General features: G+C 70.4%; 10 protein-coding genes. 5 read left to right on the forward strand and 5 right to left on the reverse strand.

Annotation, left to right across the window (positions count from 1 at the left end):
- Positions 1–5 precede the first annotated feature (5 nt).
- Positions 6–443, reverse strand: coding sequence for a MarR family winged helix-turn-helix transcriptional regulator (locus ACFY3C_RS18905; RefSeq protein WP_386576002.1), 438 nt, complete (start codon positions 441–443; stop codon positions 6–8).
- Between the two features lie 113 nt (positions 444–556).
- Between ACFY3C_RS18905 and ACFY3C_RS18910 the strand changes: the two genes are divergently transcribed.
- Together ACFY3C_RS18910 and ACFY3C_RS18915 are read left to right on the forward strand one after the other, a co-directional pair.
- Positions 557–1474 carry a zinc-binding alcohol dehydrogenase family protein gene (locus ACFY3C_RS18910; RefSeq protein WP_390771538.1) on the forward strand — a complete coding sequence of 306 codons (918 nt, stop codon included), beginning with the start codon at positions 557–559 and terminating at the stop codon, positions 1472–1474.
- Between the two features lie 127 nt (positions 1475–1601).
- A complete protein-coding gene (locus tag ACFY3C_RS18915) occupies positions 1602–3476 on the forward strand; it encodes an exo-alpha-sialidase (RefSeq protein WP_390771539.1) in 1875 nt (624 codons plus the stop codon).
- On the opposite strand, the gene ACFY3C_RS18920 is transcribed toward ACFY3C_RS18915, so the two are convergent.
- Positions 3417–4433 (reverse strand): bile acid:sodium symporter family protein, encoded by a 1017-nt coding sequence (locus ACFY3C_RS18920; RefSeq protein ID WP_386576348.1) that lies wholly within the window; start codon positions 4431–4433, stop codon positions 3417–3419. The two genes, ACFY3C_RS18915 and ACFY3C_RS18920, sit on opposite strands and share 60 nt — an antisense overlap.
- 170 nt (positions 4434–4603) lie before the next feature.
- Here ACFY3C_RS18920 and ACFY3C_RS18925 point away from each other — a divergent pair, with 170 nt between their 5' ends.
- Positions 4604–5482 (forward strand): LysR substrate-binding domain-containing protein, encoded by an 879-nt coding sequence (locus tag ACFY3C_RS18925; protein ID WP_390771540.1) that lies wholly within the window; start codon positions 4604–4606, stop codon positions 5480–5482.
- On the opposite strand, the gene ACFY3C_RS18930 is transcribed toward ACFY3C_RS18925, so the two are convergent.
- On the reverse strand, positions 5464–6447 hold the full coding sequence (locus ACFY3C_RS18930) for an Lrp/AsnC family transcriptional regulator (protein WP_386576006.1): 984 nt from the start codon (positions 6445–6447) through the stop codon (positions 5464–5466). The two genes, ACFY3C_RS18925 and ACFY3C_RS18930, sit on opposite strands and share 19 nt — an antisense overlap.
- A 109-nt stretch (positions 6448–6556) precedes the next feature.
- On the opposite strand from ACFY3C_RS18930, the gene ACFY3C_RS18935 reads away from it, so the two are divergent.
- Together ACFY3C_RS18935 and ACFY3C_RS18940 are read left to right on the forward strand one after the other, a co-directional pair.
- Entirely contained in the window at positions 6557–8056 is a 1500-nt protein-coding gene (locus ACFY3C_RS18935; protein ID WP_390771541.1) for an MFS transporter, read from the forward strand.
- 240 nt (positions 8057–8296) lie between these two features.
- Positions 8297–10123 (forward strand): AMP-dependent synthetase/ligase, encoded by a 1827-nt coding sequence (locus tag ACFY3C_RS18940; protein ID WP_390771542.1) that lies wholly within the window; start codon positions 8297–8299, stop codon positions 10121–10123.
- A gap of 6 nt (positions 10124–10129) precedes the next feature.
- Here ACFY3C_RS18940 and ACFY3C_RS18945 read toward each other — a convergent pair whose 3' ends face one another.
- Together ACFY3C_RS18945 and ACFY3C_RS18950 are read right to left on the reverse strand one after the other, a co-directional pair.
- Positions 10130–12160, reverse strand: a complete 2031-nt coding sequence (locus ACFY3C_RS18945) for a PQQ-dependent sugar dehydrogenase (protein ID WP_390771543.1) — start codon at positions 12158–12160, stop codon at positions 10130–10132.
- A gap of 11 nt (positions 12161–12171) precedes the next feature.
- A complete protein-coding gene (locus tag ACFY3C_RS18950; protein ID WP_390771544.1) occupies positions 12172–17565 on the reverse strand; it encodes a glycosyl hydrolase family 28 protein in 5394 nt (1797 codons plus the stop codon).
- Positions 17566–17570 lie beyond the last annotated feature (5 nt).

Below are 17570 nucleotides of genomic sequence, written 5' to 3' on the forward strand. Positions count from 1 at the left end.
CGTCATCAGCCGTCCGTGCCGGAAATCCGGATCAACAGGCCCATGAACTGATCGCGTTCTGCCGTCGACAGCGGGGCGAGCAGTTCGTCGTTGGCCTCGCGGGCGGCCTTCTCGCAGCGGGTGAGCAGACGGGCGCCTTCGCCGGTGAGGGACACGGCGTTCTTGCGCCGGTCCTTCGGGTCGGGGGCGCGCACGACGAGGCCGGCGGACTGCAGGTCGTTGAGGACACCGACCAGGTCCTTGGGGTCGAGGCCCACGCCACGGCCGAGGTCGGCCTGGGCGACGGGGGCGAGGTCACGGACGGCGGAGAGCACCACGTGGTGCCACATCTTCATGCCCTCGGCCGCGAGCGCGTCGGCGACCAGGGAGCGGCCGCGGGCGGCAGCCCGGCCGAGGAGCCAGCTGGGCAGGGCGCGGATCGCGGGGAGGGGTGCTTCGGCCATATGTGCACCCTACCGAAGAATCATTGGACTTCCCAACGATCCATCGCTACCGTTGGGTCTCCCAACGAATTCATGGGTGTTCCCGACGACCACTCCCGCTCCTGGAGGTTGCGATGCGCCGCGTCCGGTACGAGTCCACCGGTGGCCCCCTGTTCCTGGAGGAGGCACCCGTCCCCGGGCCCGGCTCCGGGGAACTGCTGGTGCGCTGCGAGGCGGTCGGTGTCACCCTGCCCGTCGTCCGCAAGGTCACCGAGGCCGCCGAACCGATCCCGCTGGGCGGCGAGATCGCCGGTGAGGTGGTGGCTGCGGGCGAGGGCGTGACCCGTTTCCGCCCGGGCGAGCGGGTCACCGGGCTGTGCTTCGGCCACGGGTACGCCGACTTCGCCCTGTTGCACGAGGCCATGGCCTCCCCCGTACCCGACGGCGCCACCTGCGTCGACGCGGTCGCGCTGGTGCGCGGCGGACTGGTGGCGCTCGGCGCGCTGGAGTCGGCGCGCCTCGTCCGGGGAGAGGCGGTCCTGGTCACGGCCGCGGCGAGCGGGGCCGGGCAGCTCGCGGTGCAGCTGGCGCGGGCACGGGGCGCGGGCCGGGTGGTGGGCGCCGTGTCCGATCCGGCCAAGGCGGACTTCGTCCGCTCGCTGGGCGCGGACGACTGTGTCCGGTACGCCGACGACAGCTGGGGCGAGCCTGTCGACTGTGTCCTGGACGCGGTCGGCGGTGATCTGCTCACCCCCGCCCTCGCCGCACTCGCCCCGCACGGCCGGCTGGTCGCCTACAGCTCGGGCGGCGGCACGATCCAGGCGTACGACCTGCTGGTCGGCGCCAAGTCGGTGATCGGCTTCCAGATGGCGCTGATCGCCCGCGGCCGGCCGGAGCTGTACGAGCGGTGGCGGCAGGAGCTGTGGCGGCTGTTCGCCGACGGCGTCCTGAAGCCCGCCGTGCACGGCGAGTTCGCCCTGGAGGACGCGGCGAAGGCGCACGAGGCGATCGAGTCGCGGAGCAACCTCGGCAAGGTGGTGCTGCGCCCGTGAGCCCGCTGAAGTAGCTGCACGCTTCTTGTGAGGCACCGGAGGCCCCAACTACCGTCTGATACGCGCATGTTGGACGTCGGATGTCCGGATGTCCACATGTCTCGACGCATGAAGGGCAGGTCGCGCCATGCCGTCAGGAATCCGCACCCGTCTGAGAAACTGCCTGGCCGCCGCCCTCACGGCGGCCGCTCTGCTGGTGCTGCCGCACCCGGCACACGCCCAACCCGCCGCCGGTTCCCCCGAGTTCGAGCAGCAGGTCCTCTTCAAGGCGTCACAGGACCCCGGCTACGCCTGCTTCCGGATACCGGCGATCGTGCGGACCACCGACGGCACACTGCTGGCGTTCGCCGAGGGCCGGGTCCTCAACTGCGGGGACGCGGCCGACATCGACCTCGTGGTCAAGCGCTCCACCGACGGCGGCCGCACCTGGGGCCCGCTGCAGGTGGTCAACGAGGGCGCGGGCGACACCCACGGCAACCCGGCGCCGGTCGTGGACCGCGACACCGGCCGGATCTGGCTCGCTCAGACGTACAACACCGGCCGCAAGGACGGCGCCAGTTGCTCGGTGCCCTGCGACCGCAGCCCGCATCTGCAGTACAGCGACGACGACGGAGTGACCTGGTCCGAGCCGCGCGATCTGAGCCCCGAGATCCTGCCGGCCGACTGGAACTCCTGGTACGCGACCGGCCCCGTGCACGGCATCCAGCTCACCCACGGCCGCTACGCCGGCCGGCTGGTCTTCGGCGTCAACACCGAGACGTGGGACGGCAGCCGGGTCAGCGCCAACCACGCCGCGCTCATCGTCAGCGACGACCACGGCGGCCACTGGCGGATCGGCGCCACCGACACCTGGCCGATCGCCGCCGACGGCACGTTCCGGCAGAAGCCCTCCGAACTCACCCTCGCCGAACACACGGACGGCTCGGTCCTGGTCAGCGGCCGGGAGCAGGACGGCACCGACCTCGGCCACCGCACCCAGGCCGTCAGCCGGGACGGCGGCGGCAGCTTCGCCGCGCCCTTCCGCGACCTGCCGGACCTCTACACCCCGCAGGTGCAGGGCTCGATGCTGCGCGTCGGCGACCGCATCCTGCTGGCCTGCCCCGCCGACCCCGACCGGCGCCGCACGATGATGATCCGCTCCTCCTACGACGGCGGCCGCACCTGGGACAGCGTGGACCGCGGCACGGTCGTCACCACGGACTGGTCCGGCTACTCCGACCTGGTGCGCGTCGACCACGACACGGTGGGCCTGATGTACGAGGGCGGGGCGGTCGACGCGCGCGACGAGATCCGCTTCGCCCGCTTCACCGAGGACTGGCTCGCCCCGCGCCGCGGCCCCGACCCGCACACCGCCGACCTCGCCCCGCACGCCCGACCGGCCGCGGTGCTCGGCGACGCCGAGGAGACCGACGGCGTGTTCGACGGGGCGCTGGAGTTCGACGGCACCGACGACGCCGTGCGCCTGCCGTACCGCCCCGGGCTTCCGCTCGGCTCCGGGGACTTCACCGCGTCCCTGTGGTTCCGGTACACGGCCACGACCGGCGAGCAGCCGCTGCTCTGGATGGGGGGCATCGGCACCACCCAGCCGCAGGTGTGGGTGCGCGGCGAGCCGGCGAACCACCGCGTACAGGGGCTGATCACCGTACGGAACGGTGCGGCCGCTCCGCAGACCGCCTTCGTGCGCACGGACACCGCGTACAACGACGGTCAGTGGCACCACGCCGTCCTCAGACGCGGCGGAGGCCTGCTGTCGCTGTCCGTCGACGGTACGCAGTCCGCCGTCGCCGACGTGCCGGGTTCGGTCAGCCGCAACTCGCCCTTCGGCGTGCACCTCGGCCAGCGCATGGACAGCCGGGCCTTCTTCACCGGAGCGATCGACGAGGTCCACGTCTGGGACCGTGCCCTGACCGACGAGGAGCTGTCCGACCCGAAGGCCCAGCGGTCACCGAAGGACACGGTCCTGTGGCTGCCCCTCGATCGCGTGAGGGGAGGAGACTCCTGACCCCTGGGTGGGCTCGTCCAGGTCGTGGGAGCGCCGCTTGGCGATGACCGCGCACACCATCAGCTGCATCTGGTGGAAGAGCATCAGCGGCAGTACGGCCAGGGAGGCGTGGGCGCCGAACAGGACGCTGGCCATCGGCAGTCCGGAGGCGAGGGACTTCTTCGACCCGGCGAACTGGATGGCGATCCGGTCCTCCCGGCCGAAGCCGAGCGCCCGGCCGCCGTACCAGGTCAGGACCAGCATGACGGCCAGCAGGACGGCCTCGACGCCGAGCAGCGCGGCCAGCCGGACGGGGCTGACCCGGTGCCAGATGCCCCGGGTCATGCCCTCGCTGAACGCGGTGTAGACGACCAGCAGGATCGAGCCGCGGTCGACCAGGCCGAGGACCTTCTTGTGCCGGGCGACGAAGCCGCCGATCCAGGGGCGCAGCACCTGCCCGGCCAGGAACGGCACCAGCAGTTGGAGCACGATCTTCACCACGGAGTCCGCGGAGAACCCGCCGCCGTCGTTGCCCAGCAGCCCGGCCGCCAGCAGCGGGGTGACGAGGATGCCGACCAGCGAGGAGAACGAGCCCGCGCAGATGGCGGCAGGCACGTTTCCGCGGGCGATCGAGGTGAACGCGATCGACGACTGGATCGTGGACGGCACCAGGGTGAGGAACAGCAGCCCCTGGTACAGCGGCTGGGTCAGCACCACCGGCACCAGGCCGCGGGCGGCGACACCGAGCACCGGGAAGATGACGAAGGTGCAGGCCAAGACGGTGACGTGGAGCCGCCAGTGTCTCAGGCCGTCCAGCGCCTCACGGGTGGAGAGCCGGACGCCGTAGAGGAAGAACAGGAAGGCGATCGCGGCCGTGGACGCCCCGGAGGCCACGTCGGCGCCGGTGCCCCGGGCCGGGAGCAGCGCCGCGAGGCCCACCGTGCCGAGCAACAGCACGATGTACGGGTCGATCGGCATCCAGCTCGGCCAGCGCAGGCGTTTCACGGTGCTCCACTTGCAGGTCGTCACGTTCGTGCAGGAGCCCGGAGAGCCCCTCTCCATCGTCCTCTCCCCGGCACCGATCGGGAATCCCATATACCACTCTGACTGCCATCGTGTTCCGTGATGACCGGCGATAGGCTGGCGTCGTGTACGACCCCACCCAGCTGCGCACGTTCCTGGCGGTGGCGCAGACGCTCAGCTTCACGCAGGCCGCACGGCGGCTCGGGCTGCGCCAGTCCACGGTCAGCCAGCATGTGCGCCGGCTGGAGGAGGCCACCGGCCGGCAGCTGTTCTCCCGGGACACCCACTCCGTGGAGCTGACCGAGGACGGCGAGGCGATGCTGGGCTTCGCCCGCCGGCTGCTGGAGGTGCACGAGCAGGCGACGGCGTTCTTCACCGGCACCCGGGTGCGGGGCCGGCTGCGCTTCGGTGCCTCGGAGGACTTCGTCCTCACCCGGCTGCCGGAGATCCTGGAGGGCTTCCGCCACGACCACCCGGAGGTCGACCTGGAGCTGACGGTGGAGCTGTCCGGCACCCTGCACGAGCAGCTGGCGGCCGGGAAGCTCGACCTGGTGCTCGCCAAGCGGCGCCCGCAGGATCCGCGCGGCGAGCTGGTGTGGCGCGACGACCTGGTGTGGATCGGCTCCGAACACGTGCGTCTGGAGCCCGACCGGCCGGTCCCGCTGATCGTCTATCCCCCGCCCGGCATCACCCGCGCCCGCGCCCTGGAGGCGCTGGAGGAGCAGGGGCGCCACTGGCGGATCGCGTGCACCAGCGGCAGCCTCAACGGCCTGATCGCCGCCGCCCGCGCGGGGCTCGGTGTCATGGCCCACTCGCGGCGGCTGATCCCGCCGGGGCTGTTCCGGGTACCGGACCGTTCCGGCCTGCCGGAGCTGGGCAAGGTGGACTTCGTCCTCGTGCACGGCCGGCGGCGAGGCACGGCCGACGCCGCGGCGAAAGCGCTGGCGGCGGCGGTCCTGGCGGGCGGGGACCGGCTGCACCGCGGTCAGCGCGGCGGGCGCTGATACGTCAGCTGCTTGACCCGGCGCAGGAACGGCGTGGTCTCCACGTGCTGGACGCCCTCCAGCCGGCCGAGCGGTCCGCTGAGGTAGGCGTACAGGCTGCTCGTGTCACGGACGACCGCGGTGACGACGATGTGGGAGGGGCCGGCCGTGGCGGAGGCGAAGGCGATCTCGTCGTGGGTCGCGAGGGCTTCGCCGACGGTGTGCAGGGCGGCGGGGGCGGTGGTGATCCACAGGGCGGCGGCCCGGGCGTGGCCGAGGATCTCCGAGTTGTACTCGACGTCGATGTACACCGCTCCGGAGGCGAGCAGAGCTGCGAGGCGGCGCTTGACGGCGGACTCGGAGCGGCCGGTGGCGCGCTGCAGTTCGGGGTGGCCGGCCCGGCCGTCCTGTTGCAGGACGGCGAGGAGCGGCTCGTCCTCGGGGTCGATGCGGGCAGGGCCGGCCGGGGCCTGGGGCTCGGGGCGCAGGGCGGCGATCTGGTCGTCGTCGAGTGCCCGGAACTTGCGCAGCCAGCCGGTGGGTCCGCCGTAGAAGCGGTGCAGGAGCTGCTGGGCGCGGATCTCCACCACGCTCGGGGTGCGCGGCAGCTTGCCGAGGAGGAGGTCGTCGTGGTCGCCGGGGCTGCGCGGCCGGGTCATGCAGACGACCTCGGTGCCGCCGGCGGCCAGGCCGATCCAGGCGGTGTCGGGGCGTTTGGCGAGCGCGTCGGCGATGACGGAGGCGCCGTCGGGGGCGCAGCGCAGGCGGAGCATCCACTGGTCCTGGCGGAGGGCTTCTGCGTCGCGCAGGGCGACGACCCTGAGGCCGCCCTCGGCGGACAGCCGGCGGAAGCGGCGCGCGATCGTCTGGTCGGAGACGCCGAGCACCTGCCCGATCCGGCTGAAGGAGGCCCGGCCGTCGACCTCCAGGGCGGACAGCAGCTGGAGGTCCAGCTGGTCGAAGGTGTCGGATTCCATCGTCAGCATGCGCTCCCCCGTCGGATTTCGTCGCTGTAGCGGCCTGTTCCGGGTTGATCGGCCGCGCTGTACGCATCGTACGGAGCGATACGCAGCCGTCGTAAAGGGAGTTGAGGACATGCGTACATGGGGGACGCTCACGGCCGTGTGCCTGGGCACGTTCATGCTGCTGCTGGACGTGACGATCGTGGTGGTGGCGCTGCCGGACATGGCCGGTGCGCTGCACACGTCGCTGAGCGATCTGCAGTGGGTGGTCGACGGGTACGCGCTGGCGCTGGCGGCGCTGCTGCTGGGCGTGGGCGCGGCCGCCGACGTGCTGGGGCGGCGCCGGGTGCATGTGGCGGGCGTGGTGCTGTTCGCGGTGGCGTCGCTGCTGTGCGGGCTGGCGTCGGGGCCGGGCCTGCTGGTGGCCGCACGGGCGCTGCAGGGTGTCGGTGCGGCGGCGATGTTCGCGACGACGCTGCCGCTGCTGGGCTCGGTCTACCAGGGGCAGCGGCGGTCGGTGGCGCTCGGGGTGTGGGGCGCGGTGAGCGGCGGGGCCGCGGCGGTCGGCCCGGTGCTGGGCGGTCTGCTCACCGAGGGGCCGGGCTGGCGGTGGATCTTCTTCGTGAACCTGCCGGTGAGTGTCGTCGCCGTGTGGCTGACGCTGCGCGTGGTGCCGGAATCCCGTGGTCCGCGCGGGATGCAGGTCGACTGGGCGGGTACGGCGGCCTTCGCCGGTTTCGCGGGCGGGGTGACGTACGCGGTGGTGCGGGCCGGTGAGGACGGCTGGACGGCGCCGGCGGCGCTCACGGCGTTCGGCTGCGCGGCGCTGGCGCTGGTGGTCTTCGTGCTGGTGGAGCGGCGGTCGGCGCATCCGCTGCTGGACCTCGGGCTGCTGCGCAAGCCCGCGTTCGTGGGCGTGATGGCGGGGGCGTTCGCCTTCAACGGGGTGGCGTTCGGGGTGACGCCGTACGTGTCGATCTGGATGCAGACGCTGCTGGGCATGAGTCCGGTGCGGGGCGGGCTGACGCTGCTGCCGCTGACGGTCGCGGCGATGATCGTCGCCGTGCTGGTGGGGAAGCTGCTGCACGGGGTGCCGGCCCGGCTGACCATAGGCGGCGGGCTGCTGCTGATCGGCGCGGGCGACATCTGCCAGGCGGTGCTGGACGCGGACTCCGGCTGGCCGGCGCTGGTGCCGGGGTTCGTGCTGGTGGGCGTCGGCACCGGGTTCGTGTCCCCGACCGTGGCCGGGGCGGCGCTGGCGTCGGTGCCGCCGGAGCGGTCCGGGATGGCGGGCGGTGCGGTGAACACCGTCCGGCAGCTGGGGTTCGCGCTGGGGGTCGCGGTGTTCGGCACCGTCCTGACGTCCCGGATGACCGGCACGCTCCCGCACGGCGCGGCCCACACGCTGGCCGGCGGCGGCGCGGCCGCTCTGCGCGGCAGCCTCCCGGAGCACACGCTGCGTGCCGCGTTCGCCTCCGGTCTGAACGGCACACTGGTGGTCGCGGGCCTGGCCGGGATCGCGGCGGGCGCGCTGGTGCTGGCCCTGGTCAGGACACCGGGCGCAGAGCGGACCGGAGTGACGGAATCCGCTCCCGCGACGCTGAAGGAGAAGACGAGGGTGCCGCGCACCTGAGTCCTCCGGGGGTGGCGGTGGGCCGTAATCGGGTCGTACAGATTCGGTGGAGATTACTCCCCCGAAACTTACTGAACCGTAAGTATTCTGTCCGACCCTTCCGCATGTGAGTGTATTTTCTGGGCACCGCCCACGCCGTTGGTGAGCATTGGTCGATTTCGCACCCCCTCCCGCCCCGCCTGTGGGTGGGGTAGCTTTCACGGCGCTGTGCGGAGCGTCATAGGAACGGGGAGCGAGGGTTTGCGCGAGTTCACCACCCCTCCGTTGACGTCGGCGCCGCCGGTGGGCGGCCTGGCCGATGTCGTCTTCGAGCATGCCCGGACGGACCCCCTGCACATCGCACTGGGCCGCAAGGACGAGTCGGGCCAGTGGCGGGACGTGACCTCCGCCGAGTTCCGCGACGAGGTCCTCGCCCTGGCCAAGGGGCTCCTCGCCCGTGGCGTCCGGTTCGGCGACCGGGTCGCGATCATGTCCCGCACCCGCTACGAGTGGACCCTGTTCGACTTCGCGCTGTGGACGATCGGCGCCCAGGTCGTCCCGATCTACCCGACGTCCTCGGCCGAGCAGTGCTTCTGGATGCTGTACGACGCCGAGGTGTCGGCGGCGATCGTGGAGCACGAGGACCACGCGATGACCATCGCCACGGTCATCGACCGGCTGCCGCAGCTGCGCGAGCTGTGGCAGCTGGACGCCGGCTGTGTGCGGGAGCTGTACGACGCCGGCGCGCATCTGGACGACGAGGTGGTGCACCGGCACCGGCAGGCGGTCACCCCGGACTCGGTCGCCACGATCATCTACACCTCGGGCACGACCGGCCGCCCCAAGGGCTGTGTGCTCTCGCACGGGAACTTCATGTACGAGGCGGACACCGTCATCGAGCGGTGGGAGCCGGTGTTCCACTCCAAGAAGGGCGACGAGGCCTCCACGCTGCTGTTCCTGCCGCTGGCGCACGTCTTCGGGCGGATGGTGGAGGTCGCCGCGATCCGTGGCCGGGTCCGCTTCGGGCACCAGCCGCAGCTGCACGCGGCCGCGCTGCTGCCGGACCTGGCCGCGTTCCGGCCGACGTTCATCCTCGCGGTGCCGTACATCTTCGAGAAGGTGTTCAACGCGGCCCGGCGCAAGGCGGAGAAGGACGGCAAGTCGGGGCCCTTCGAGAAGGCGGTCGAGATCGCCGTGAAGTACGCCGATGCCATCGAGGCCAAGGCCTGGGGCACAGGGCCGGGCCCGTCGGCGGCCCTCAGGATGCAGCACCAGCTGTTCGACAAGCTCGTGTACGCGAAGGTCCGCGCGGCGATGGGCGGGCGGATCCGGAACGCGATGTCCGGCGGCTCGGCGATGGACCGCCGGCTGGGGCTGTTCTTCGCGGGCGCGGGTGTGCAGATCTACGAGGGCTACGGCCTGACCGAGTCGACGGCGGCGGCGACCGCGAACCCGCCGGACCGCACCCGCTACGGCACGGTCGGCCAGGCCGTCCCGGGCGTCACCGTGCACATCGCGGAGGACGGGGAGATCTGGCTGCACGGCGGCAACGTCTTCCAGGGGTACCTCAACAACCAGAAGGCCACCGACGAGACCCTGCACGACGGCTGGCTCGCCACGGGCGACCTCGGCTCCCTCGACGAGGACGGCTATCTGACCATCACCGGCCGCAAGAAGGAGATCCTGGTGACCTCCGGCGGCAAGAGCGTCTCCCCCGGTGTCCTGGAGGAGCGGGTCCGCGACCATCCGCTGGTCAACCAGTGCATCGTCGTCGGCAACGACCGCCCCTACATCGCCGCCCTGGTCACCCTGGAGCAGGAGGCCGTGGAGCACTGGCTGCAGATGCGCGGCAAGCCGAAGCTGACGCCCGCGGCGCTGGTACGGGACCCGGACCTGGAGGCGGAGGTGCGGCGGGCGGTGGTCGCCGCCAACACCCTCGTCTCGCAGGCCGAGTCCATCCGTACCTTCCGCATACTGGCGCAGCCGTTCACCGAGGAACACGGCCTGCTGACACCGTCGTTGAAGCTGAAGCGGAAGGCGATCGAGAAGGCGTACGAGACCGAGGTCGAGGCCCTCTACCAGGCCTGACCCCCGTCAGCTGATCGTCACCTTGAAGATCTTGTCGGATCCGTCCGCCGCTCCTCCGTTGTTGTCGCAGTTGGTGGTGGACAGCCACAGCTGGTCGGCGCCGGGCACCTTGGTGACGGTGCGCAGCCGGCCGTAGGTCCCGACGTAGTAGGCGGTCGGGGTGCCGACCTTCTCGGTGTCCCCGCTGATCGGGATGCGCCACAGCCGTTCGCCGCGCAGGGACGCCATGTAGATGACGTTGCGGACGATGGCGATACCGCTGGGCGAGGCCTCGGAGACGTTCCAGGTGGCCTTGGGGTTGGTCATGCCGGCGACGGAGCAGTTGCCTTCGCAGGTCGGCCAGCCATAGTTGGCGCCGGGCTTGATGAGGTTCAGCTCGTCCTTGGAGCTGTTGCCGAACTCGGCCTCCCACAGGCGCCCGTTGCGGTCGAAGGCGAGGCCCTGCGGATTGCGGTGGCCCAGGGAGTAGACGTAGTTGCCGAAGGGGTTGCCGGGGGCCGGCTTGCCGTCGGTCGTCATGCGCAGGATCTTGCCGTTGAGGGAGTTCTTGTCCTGCGCGAGGTCGGGTGTCTGGGCCTCGCCGGTGGAGACGTACAGATAGCCGTCGGGGCCGAAGGCGAGGCGGCCGCCGTTGTGGTAGCGGTTCTTCTTGATGCCCTGGAGCAGCACCTTGTAGTCGGTGAGTTTGGTGCCGTCGTAGGTCATGCGGACGACGCGGTTGCCTTCGGACGCGGTGTGCATGAAGTAGACGTAGTGGTCGGTGTCCCACCTGGGGTCGACGGCGACCCCGAGCAGCCCGCCCTCGCCGTTGGTGGTGACGGCGTTCGGGACGGTGCCCACCTGGGTCTTCGTGCCGTCCTTGGTGACCTTCCAGACCCGGAAGTCGTCCCGCTCGGTGACCAGCGCGGTCTTGCCGTCGGGCATCCAGTAGGTGCCCCACGGGATCGTCCAGCCCGTCGACAGCGTGGCGACGGAGGACGGGACACCGCCGTCGGTGGCGCAGGCCTTGGTGGTGAAGGTGACGGTGTTGCCCGGCTGCGAGACGTTCCCGGCCGCGTCCCGGGCAACGACGTTCAGGGAGTACGGGCTGTTGCAGGCGAGACCGGTGAGGGTGGTCGACGTACCGCCGGTGACGGTCTTGTAGACGGTGGTGTCGCTGCGTACGTCGTAGGCGACGACGGCGCGGTCGTCCGTCGACGCGCCCCAGCTGAGGTCGGCCGTGTTCGCCGTGATGCCGGCCGCGGACAGGGTGCCGGGTGCGGTCGGCGGTGTGCTGTCGGAGCTGGGCTTCGTCGTGCAGTCGACGACGGGGCTGGCCGGGGAGGTGTTGCCGGCCGCGTCCCGGGCGATGACGGTCAGGTTGTAGGTGGTGTTGGGGGTGAGCCCGGTCAGTGCCTTGCTGGTCGCTCTCCCGGGCGCCTCGCTGATCTTGTTGCCGTGCTCGTAGATGTCGTACGCCGCCACGCCCACGTTGTCGGTGGAGGCACCCCAGCCGAGGGTGAGGCCGCTCTCGCCGATGTCGGAGCAGCCGGGCTGCCCGGGTCGGGTCGGGGCCTGGGTGTCGGTCGCCGCGGCGACGCTGATGCGGTCAAGGTTGGGGCCGCCGTCGGCGGTGGTGGCGGTCGCGCGGATCGTGTTGGACCCGGCGGCGAGCGGCACGTTGACGGTTCGGGTGGCCCAGGTGTTCCAGTCGGCGGTGGCCGGGAAGGAGACCGCGGGCGCGGCGACCGTGCCGCCGACGGAGATGTCCATCGGGCGGTCGGTGGAGGTGCCGTTGGCGTAGCGGAGGGTGACCGCTGCGGTGCCGGCGGCGGCCGCGTTCACCGTGAACTCCACGTAGGAGCCCTTGACGTTGGTGTAGTCGACGAAGCCGGTGCCCGTGTAGCCGGTGTGGTTGGTGGCGACGGTGCCCTGGGAGATCCGGGCGTCCTCGGCCTGGTAGTCGGTGGCGGCGAGGGCGGTGCCCTGACTCAGACCGGCCAGGGGCAGCGCAAGGGCCGCGACCAGGCCGTACGGCAGAACTCTCTTGAGATTCATGGGTGTTCCCCTCAGCCCGTGTACTGGGCGAAGACCTTCAGGTAGTCGTACGGCTGCTGTGTCACGCCGCTGCAGGAGTCACCGTCGGTGCCGGAGCCGCAGGGGCGGTCGCGGTTGACGGACCAGTAGGTGAGGCGTCCGATGTGGTGCTGCCGGGCGTAGGCGAGCATGGTCTTGAAGTCGGCGAGGCGGACGCGTTCCCCGGAGTCGTCCGTCCTGCCGTTCATGGACGAGAGCCCGATGTGGGCGTAGGCGGTGGCGTCGCTGTAGCCGTAGGCCGCCTTGACCCGGGCCTTGAGGCCTTCCATGGCCCGGGTGGTGAGGGTGCCCATGTTCGTGGTGCCGCCGCCGAAGTCGAACGGCATGATGCACCACACGTCGTTCGCCAGGCCGGAGTTGGCGGCCCGCTTGATCATGTCGACGCCGGTGGAGTCGGGTCCGCCGGTCGTCGTGCCGAAGGTGATGACGGTCTTCAGGCCGGGGTTGGCGGCCTTGACGGTCTTCAGCGCGTCGACCACGCGCTGGCGGACGGTGGCGTTGGACCACTCGGTGTTCTCGATGTCGATGTCGAGGGCCTTCAGCTTGTAGGCGTTGATGACCTTCTGGTAGGCGCCTGCGAGCGCGGAGGCGCTGGAGCACTTCTCGCCGAGTTTGGCTCCGCTCCAGCCGCCGACGGAGACGATCACGTCACCGCCGGCGTTTCTGATGGCGTTGATCGTCGATTGGTCGGTGCCGCCGGTCAGCGGTCGCGAGCCGTCCCACTTCGGGTTGCAGGTGCCGTCGGAGAGGATGAACGCGAGGGTGAACCACTTGACGCCGGTCGCGGACATCACCGAGGTGGGGCTCTGCGGGTTGCCCCAGCCGAGGTACTCGTAGGGGGCGACGGCGAAGCCCGGGGACGCCGCGGCCTTCGTGGAGTCGACCGGCTTCACCCGGATCAGCCGGGTCTCGCCGGGGCGCAGGGTCGCGCTGTAGGAGTCGGCGATCACGCCCTTGTGGGAGCCGGACCAGAGGTCGGTGACGTCGCCGGAGCCGGTGAAGCCGACCTGGGACCAGTTCACACTGACCGTGGTGTTGCCGGAGGTTCCGGTGTTGAACAGCGCCACCACATGGTCGCCGCTGTTCTCGCGTTTGCTCCAGACCTGCTTGACACCACTGTTCACAAGGCGTTTCGCGGCCACGCCGTCCTGGTCGACGCCGATCAGCCGGTCGTTGGTCAGCATCGCCTTGTCGACGGGGTCGAGGTGGGTGAGGTCGGTGCCGAGCAGCAGGGGCGCGCCCGCCATCGCCCACAGGGTGAAGTGCGAGCGCCGCTGGTCGGCGGTGAGCCCCACCTGGTCGCCGTTGCCGATCTCCAGGGAGTCCAGGTCGTTCCAGCCGCCGGGTCCTGCGTACGGCTGCCAGTTGGCGGCCGAGGTGAAGCGGGCAAAGACATGGGACCAGTCGGTGAGCGGATAGCCGCTGCCGTGGGAACCGGGTCCGCAGTAGCACTCGACGTCGCCCTGGGTGCGCCAGCTGTTGGCCAGCTGCCGCCAGGTGGAGGCGTTCGCGATCGGCAGGTTGTTGGAGAGGGCGAAGGTGATGGGCCGTCCGGTGGCGCGCAGCGCCTTGTCCCAGGCCTGGACGTCGGGGACGTCCTGGCTGCCCACGCCGTCGATCTTCAGGTAGTCGACTCCCCAGGACGCGAACTGCTTCGCCCACGAGTTCACGAACTCCTGCGCGCCCGGCTTGGAGTAGTCGATGTAGTACATGTTCTTGCAGTTGTAGTTCTTCTCCGTCTTCGAGGTGTCCGCGATGTCCTTCGCGTGGTACGGAGTCCCTTCGATCGGCGTATTCGCGGTGACCGCGTTCCTGGCGATGCCCGGGGTGACGTAGAAGCCGAACTTCAGCCCCTTGGAGTGGACGTAGTCCGCCAGCGCCTTGATCCCGGACGGGAACTTGGCCGTGTCCACGGCCCAACGGCCGTAGGAGTCGACGACGAAGCCATTGGAGTCGCACTTCTGCCAGAAGTCGTCGAGGTTGACCTGGACGAACCCGTGGTCCTTGAGCCCGCTCGCCACCAGCGCGTCGGCCTGTTCCTTGATCTTCGCCTCGGTGGGCCCACGGCGCACGAAGCTCCAGCTGCTCCAGCCCATGGCGGGGCGGAGGGACTGGCCGTTGTCCGACTTGGTGGTGAAGGCCGCCGGTGTCGCGTACGCGGTGCCGATCCACGCCTCGTCGATCCGCAGCCGCTTGTAGCGAGTGGTATCGGTCGACGCGGCCCAGGTGGAGTCCACCTCCAGGCGTACGTAGCGGGCGTTCGCGGCGGTGAGGTCGATGCCCTGGATGCCGCGTCGGCTCGGGAGCTGCCCGGTCTTCACCGCGCTCCCCCAGGTCGAGCCGTCATTGCTCAGGAAGACCTTGTAGTCCTTGATGCGGGCGGACTGCTCGGTGTCCGAGCGGGCGTAGGCGACCGAGTCCTCCCGCTGGTTGAGGCCGATGTACTGCACCTTCTTCGCCGCGCCGAGGTCGAAGGTGAGGTCGACGGGCAGGGTCTTGTCGTTGTCCCAGTAGGTGAGGTGGTCGCCGTCGCCGGCGGCGGAGCCGGTGTGACCGCTCGCCGAGGCGCTCGCGGTCACCTTGACTCCGGTGAGGATGCCCTGGCGACCGGCACTGGTGACCTTGAAGACGGTGTCGTACGGGTCCCAGTCGCCGAGCCCGGTCAGCGTCAGCACGCCGCCGGACTGTGACCAGGAAACCGCCTTGCCCGTACGGAGGTTGATGACGGATGCGATGCGATACCCGTTGTCGCGGATGCGCAGAGTGCTGGTGCCGGGCGGGGTCAGCACGTGGATGTACTGGCGGTTCGGGTCCGTCCTGCTGATCGTGGTCACGCCGTGGGCGCCGTCGTTCCAGAAGCCCGGCTTGAGGCCGCCGTACAGGTAGCCGCCGCCCTCGGTGCCGTGCAGGGACTCCCAGATGGGGTCGAGATAGCTGTTGGCGAAGTTGTTGAAGGCGGCCTGGTTGGCCGGGAACTTGCCGTTGACCTGGGCGGTCTCGGCCATCAGGGCTTTGACCGAGGAGCCGGCGTTGGTGACGAGGCGGCCGAGGGTGAGCGCTCGGTCGACCGACGGGTTGGAGCCGTCGTACCACCAGGCGCCGGTCGAGGGCAGCTTGAAGTCGGCCTCGGTCAGCCGGGGTTGGGCCGTGTACACGGCCTGGGGGTAGTCGTAGGCGGGCGTCATTCCTGTCTTCTGCTCATTGCTGATCATGTCCATGATCGGCGTGTCTTCGTTGTTGTTGCTGAGCGTGTAGTTCGGGCGCTTCTGGTAGATCTGCGCGTAGAGGTTGTGGCTCTCCCAGTACGCGTTGTCGTTGTCGATCCAGAAGCCGCCGAGGTCGGGGTAACGGTCCATGACCTCGAAGAAGTTGTCGTAGCTGAACTGCCCGAAGCCGTCGCGGGTGGTCAGGTCGACGTTCTTGCCCTTGTGGGCGGAGTAGGCGGCCGAGTCGAGCCACTCGTGGCCGCCCTCGGCGTGCCACTGGGGGTCGTCGGTCATGTAGAGGATGACCTTCATGCCCTTGGCCTTGGCCGCCGTGATCAGCTCGCCGAGGAAGTCCCGCTTGGTGGAGCAGGAGCCGGGGATCTTGGACGGCCAGGGGCGGGCGTAGCCCAGTCGGCTGTGGAACGTGGCCAGGACGAGGTACTGCGTGTGCAGTTTGCGGGCTTCGTTCACCCAGTAGTCCGGGGTCCAGCCGCCGCTGGTGACGTCGTTCTCCCAGGCGCCGCAACTGGTGTGGGCGGGGGCGGTGCGCAGGCCCCAGTGCAGGAAGAGGCCGCCGACCGAGGCCCGGAGGAAGTCCTGGCGGGGGTTCTCCAGATCGAGGGGCCCAGCCGCCGTACCGCAGTTTTCGGTGGACCCGGTGGACGAGATCCGCAGGGCGCCGCCCGAGGTGGTGCGGCTGTCCGTCAGGCAGTAACCGGCGACGTTCTGGAAGCCGGCGTCGTGCGGGGAGCCGGCGCCGCGCTGGGCGGTGAAGCGGGTGAAGCGGATGTCGCTCGCCGCGTTGGCGATGACCGCCGGGCGGCCGTCGTCGGCGGCGGACTTCACGGAGCTGTCGGTGAACCGCACATGGTCGGCGTTGTGCAGGTACCAGCCGTAGGCGGGCCGGGTGCCGATGCTCTTGGGGTTGTAGTCGTTCGGGTCGTTGCTGGGCACCGCGGTGGACATGGTTCCGTTGCCGCCGGGCACGGTGATGTCGACGTGGTGGAAGGTGATGCCGCTGATCCGGTGGCCGGTCTCGCCCCACAGGGTCGGGCTGAAGGACGGGCTGTTGCCGGTGGCCGTGACGTCGTCGTACGTCACGTCGCTGATCGAGCCGACACCCGGGCTGTTGCCGCAGCGCTTGCGCGTGCCGATCTTCTGCATGATCGGCGAGTGGACGTTCCTCATGGTGATGTCGCGGTAGTGGACGTCGGAGATCTTCGCGCCGTCCATGGACACCATGCCGAGGCCGGACTTGTCGGCGCCCTCGATACGGATCCTCTCGAACTGGTAGTCCGAGAAGTCGCCGCAGGTCTCGGAGCCGAACATCAGGGCGTTGCAGCACCGCGCCGAGAGGTACGAATCGCTCACCCGGACATGGCCGTTGGGGAGCTTGGCGCCGAGAGCGTAGTCGCTCTTGAAGACGAGCGCGTCGTCGTTGGCCTTGATGTGCGCGTTGGTGACCGTGACGTCGGTCGTGGAGATGATGTTCCAACCGTCGCGGTCGCTCGCGGTGTCGATGGTCAGGTGGTCCGACGTCACGTTCTTGCAGCCGTTGACCAGGGCGGCGAAATGGCCGCCTCGGCGCAGGGTGAGGCCGTCACCGATCCGCAGTCCGTCGCAGCGGGTCAGCGAGAGGATCTTGTCGGCCTCGCCCGGCCTCGGGTTGCCGGTGATCAGGTTGCCTGCGCCGTCGATGACACCGCCGCCGACGAAGCCGATGTTCGTGAGCCGGTCGCCGGAGATCATCGCGTTGTGGAAGTGGCTGTGCCCGTAGTCCTGGTACTTGTCGTAGGGGTTGGACTCGGGCGGGTCGTAGGTGTCCGCGGAGGAGCCCTGGATCGTGGCGCCCGTGTCGACCTGGAGCGTCACGTCGCTCTTCATGTGGATGGTGTTCTTGGACTTGTAGGTGCCGGCCGGGAATCGGACGGTGCCGCCGCCCGCCGAACTCGCCGCGGTGATGGCCTTGTTGACGGCGGGGGTGTCGTTGGTGGAACCGTCGCCCTTGGCGCCGTAGTCGCGTACGTCGAAGACGGCGGCGGCGCGGGGCGCGGGCTCGGGGGCCGCGAGGGCGGCGGGGTGGGTGAGGCCGAGGACGACGGCGACGACGAACAGGACGATCGCCGCCGCACCTCTGCCGTGCGGGGGGCTGGAACGCATGGGAC

This window comes from Streptomyces sp. NPDC001410 (assembly GCF_042895235.1).
GTDB lineage: Bacteria > Actinomycetota > Actinomycetes > Streptomycetales > Streptomycetaceae > Streptomyces.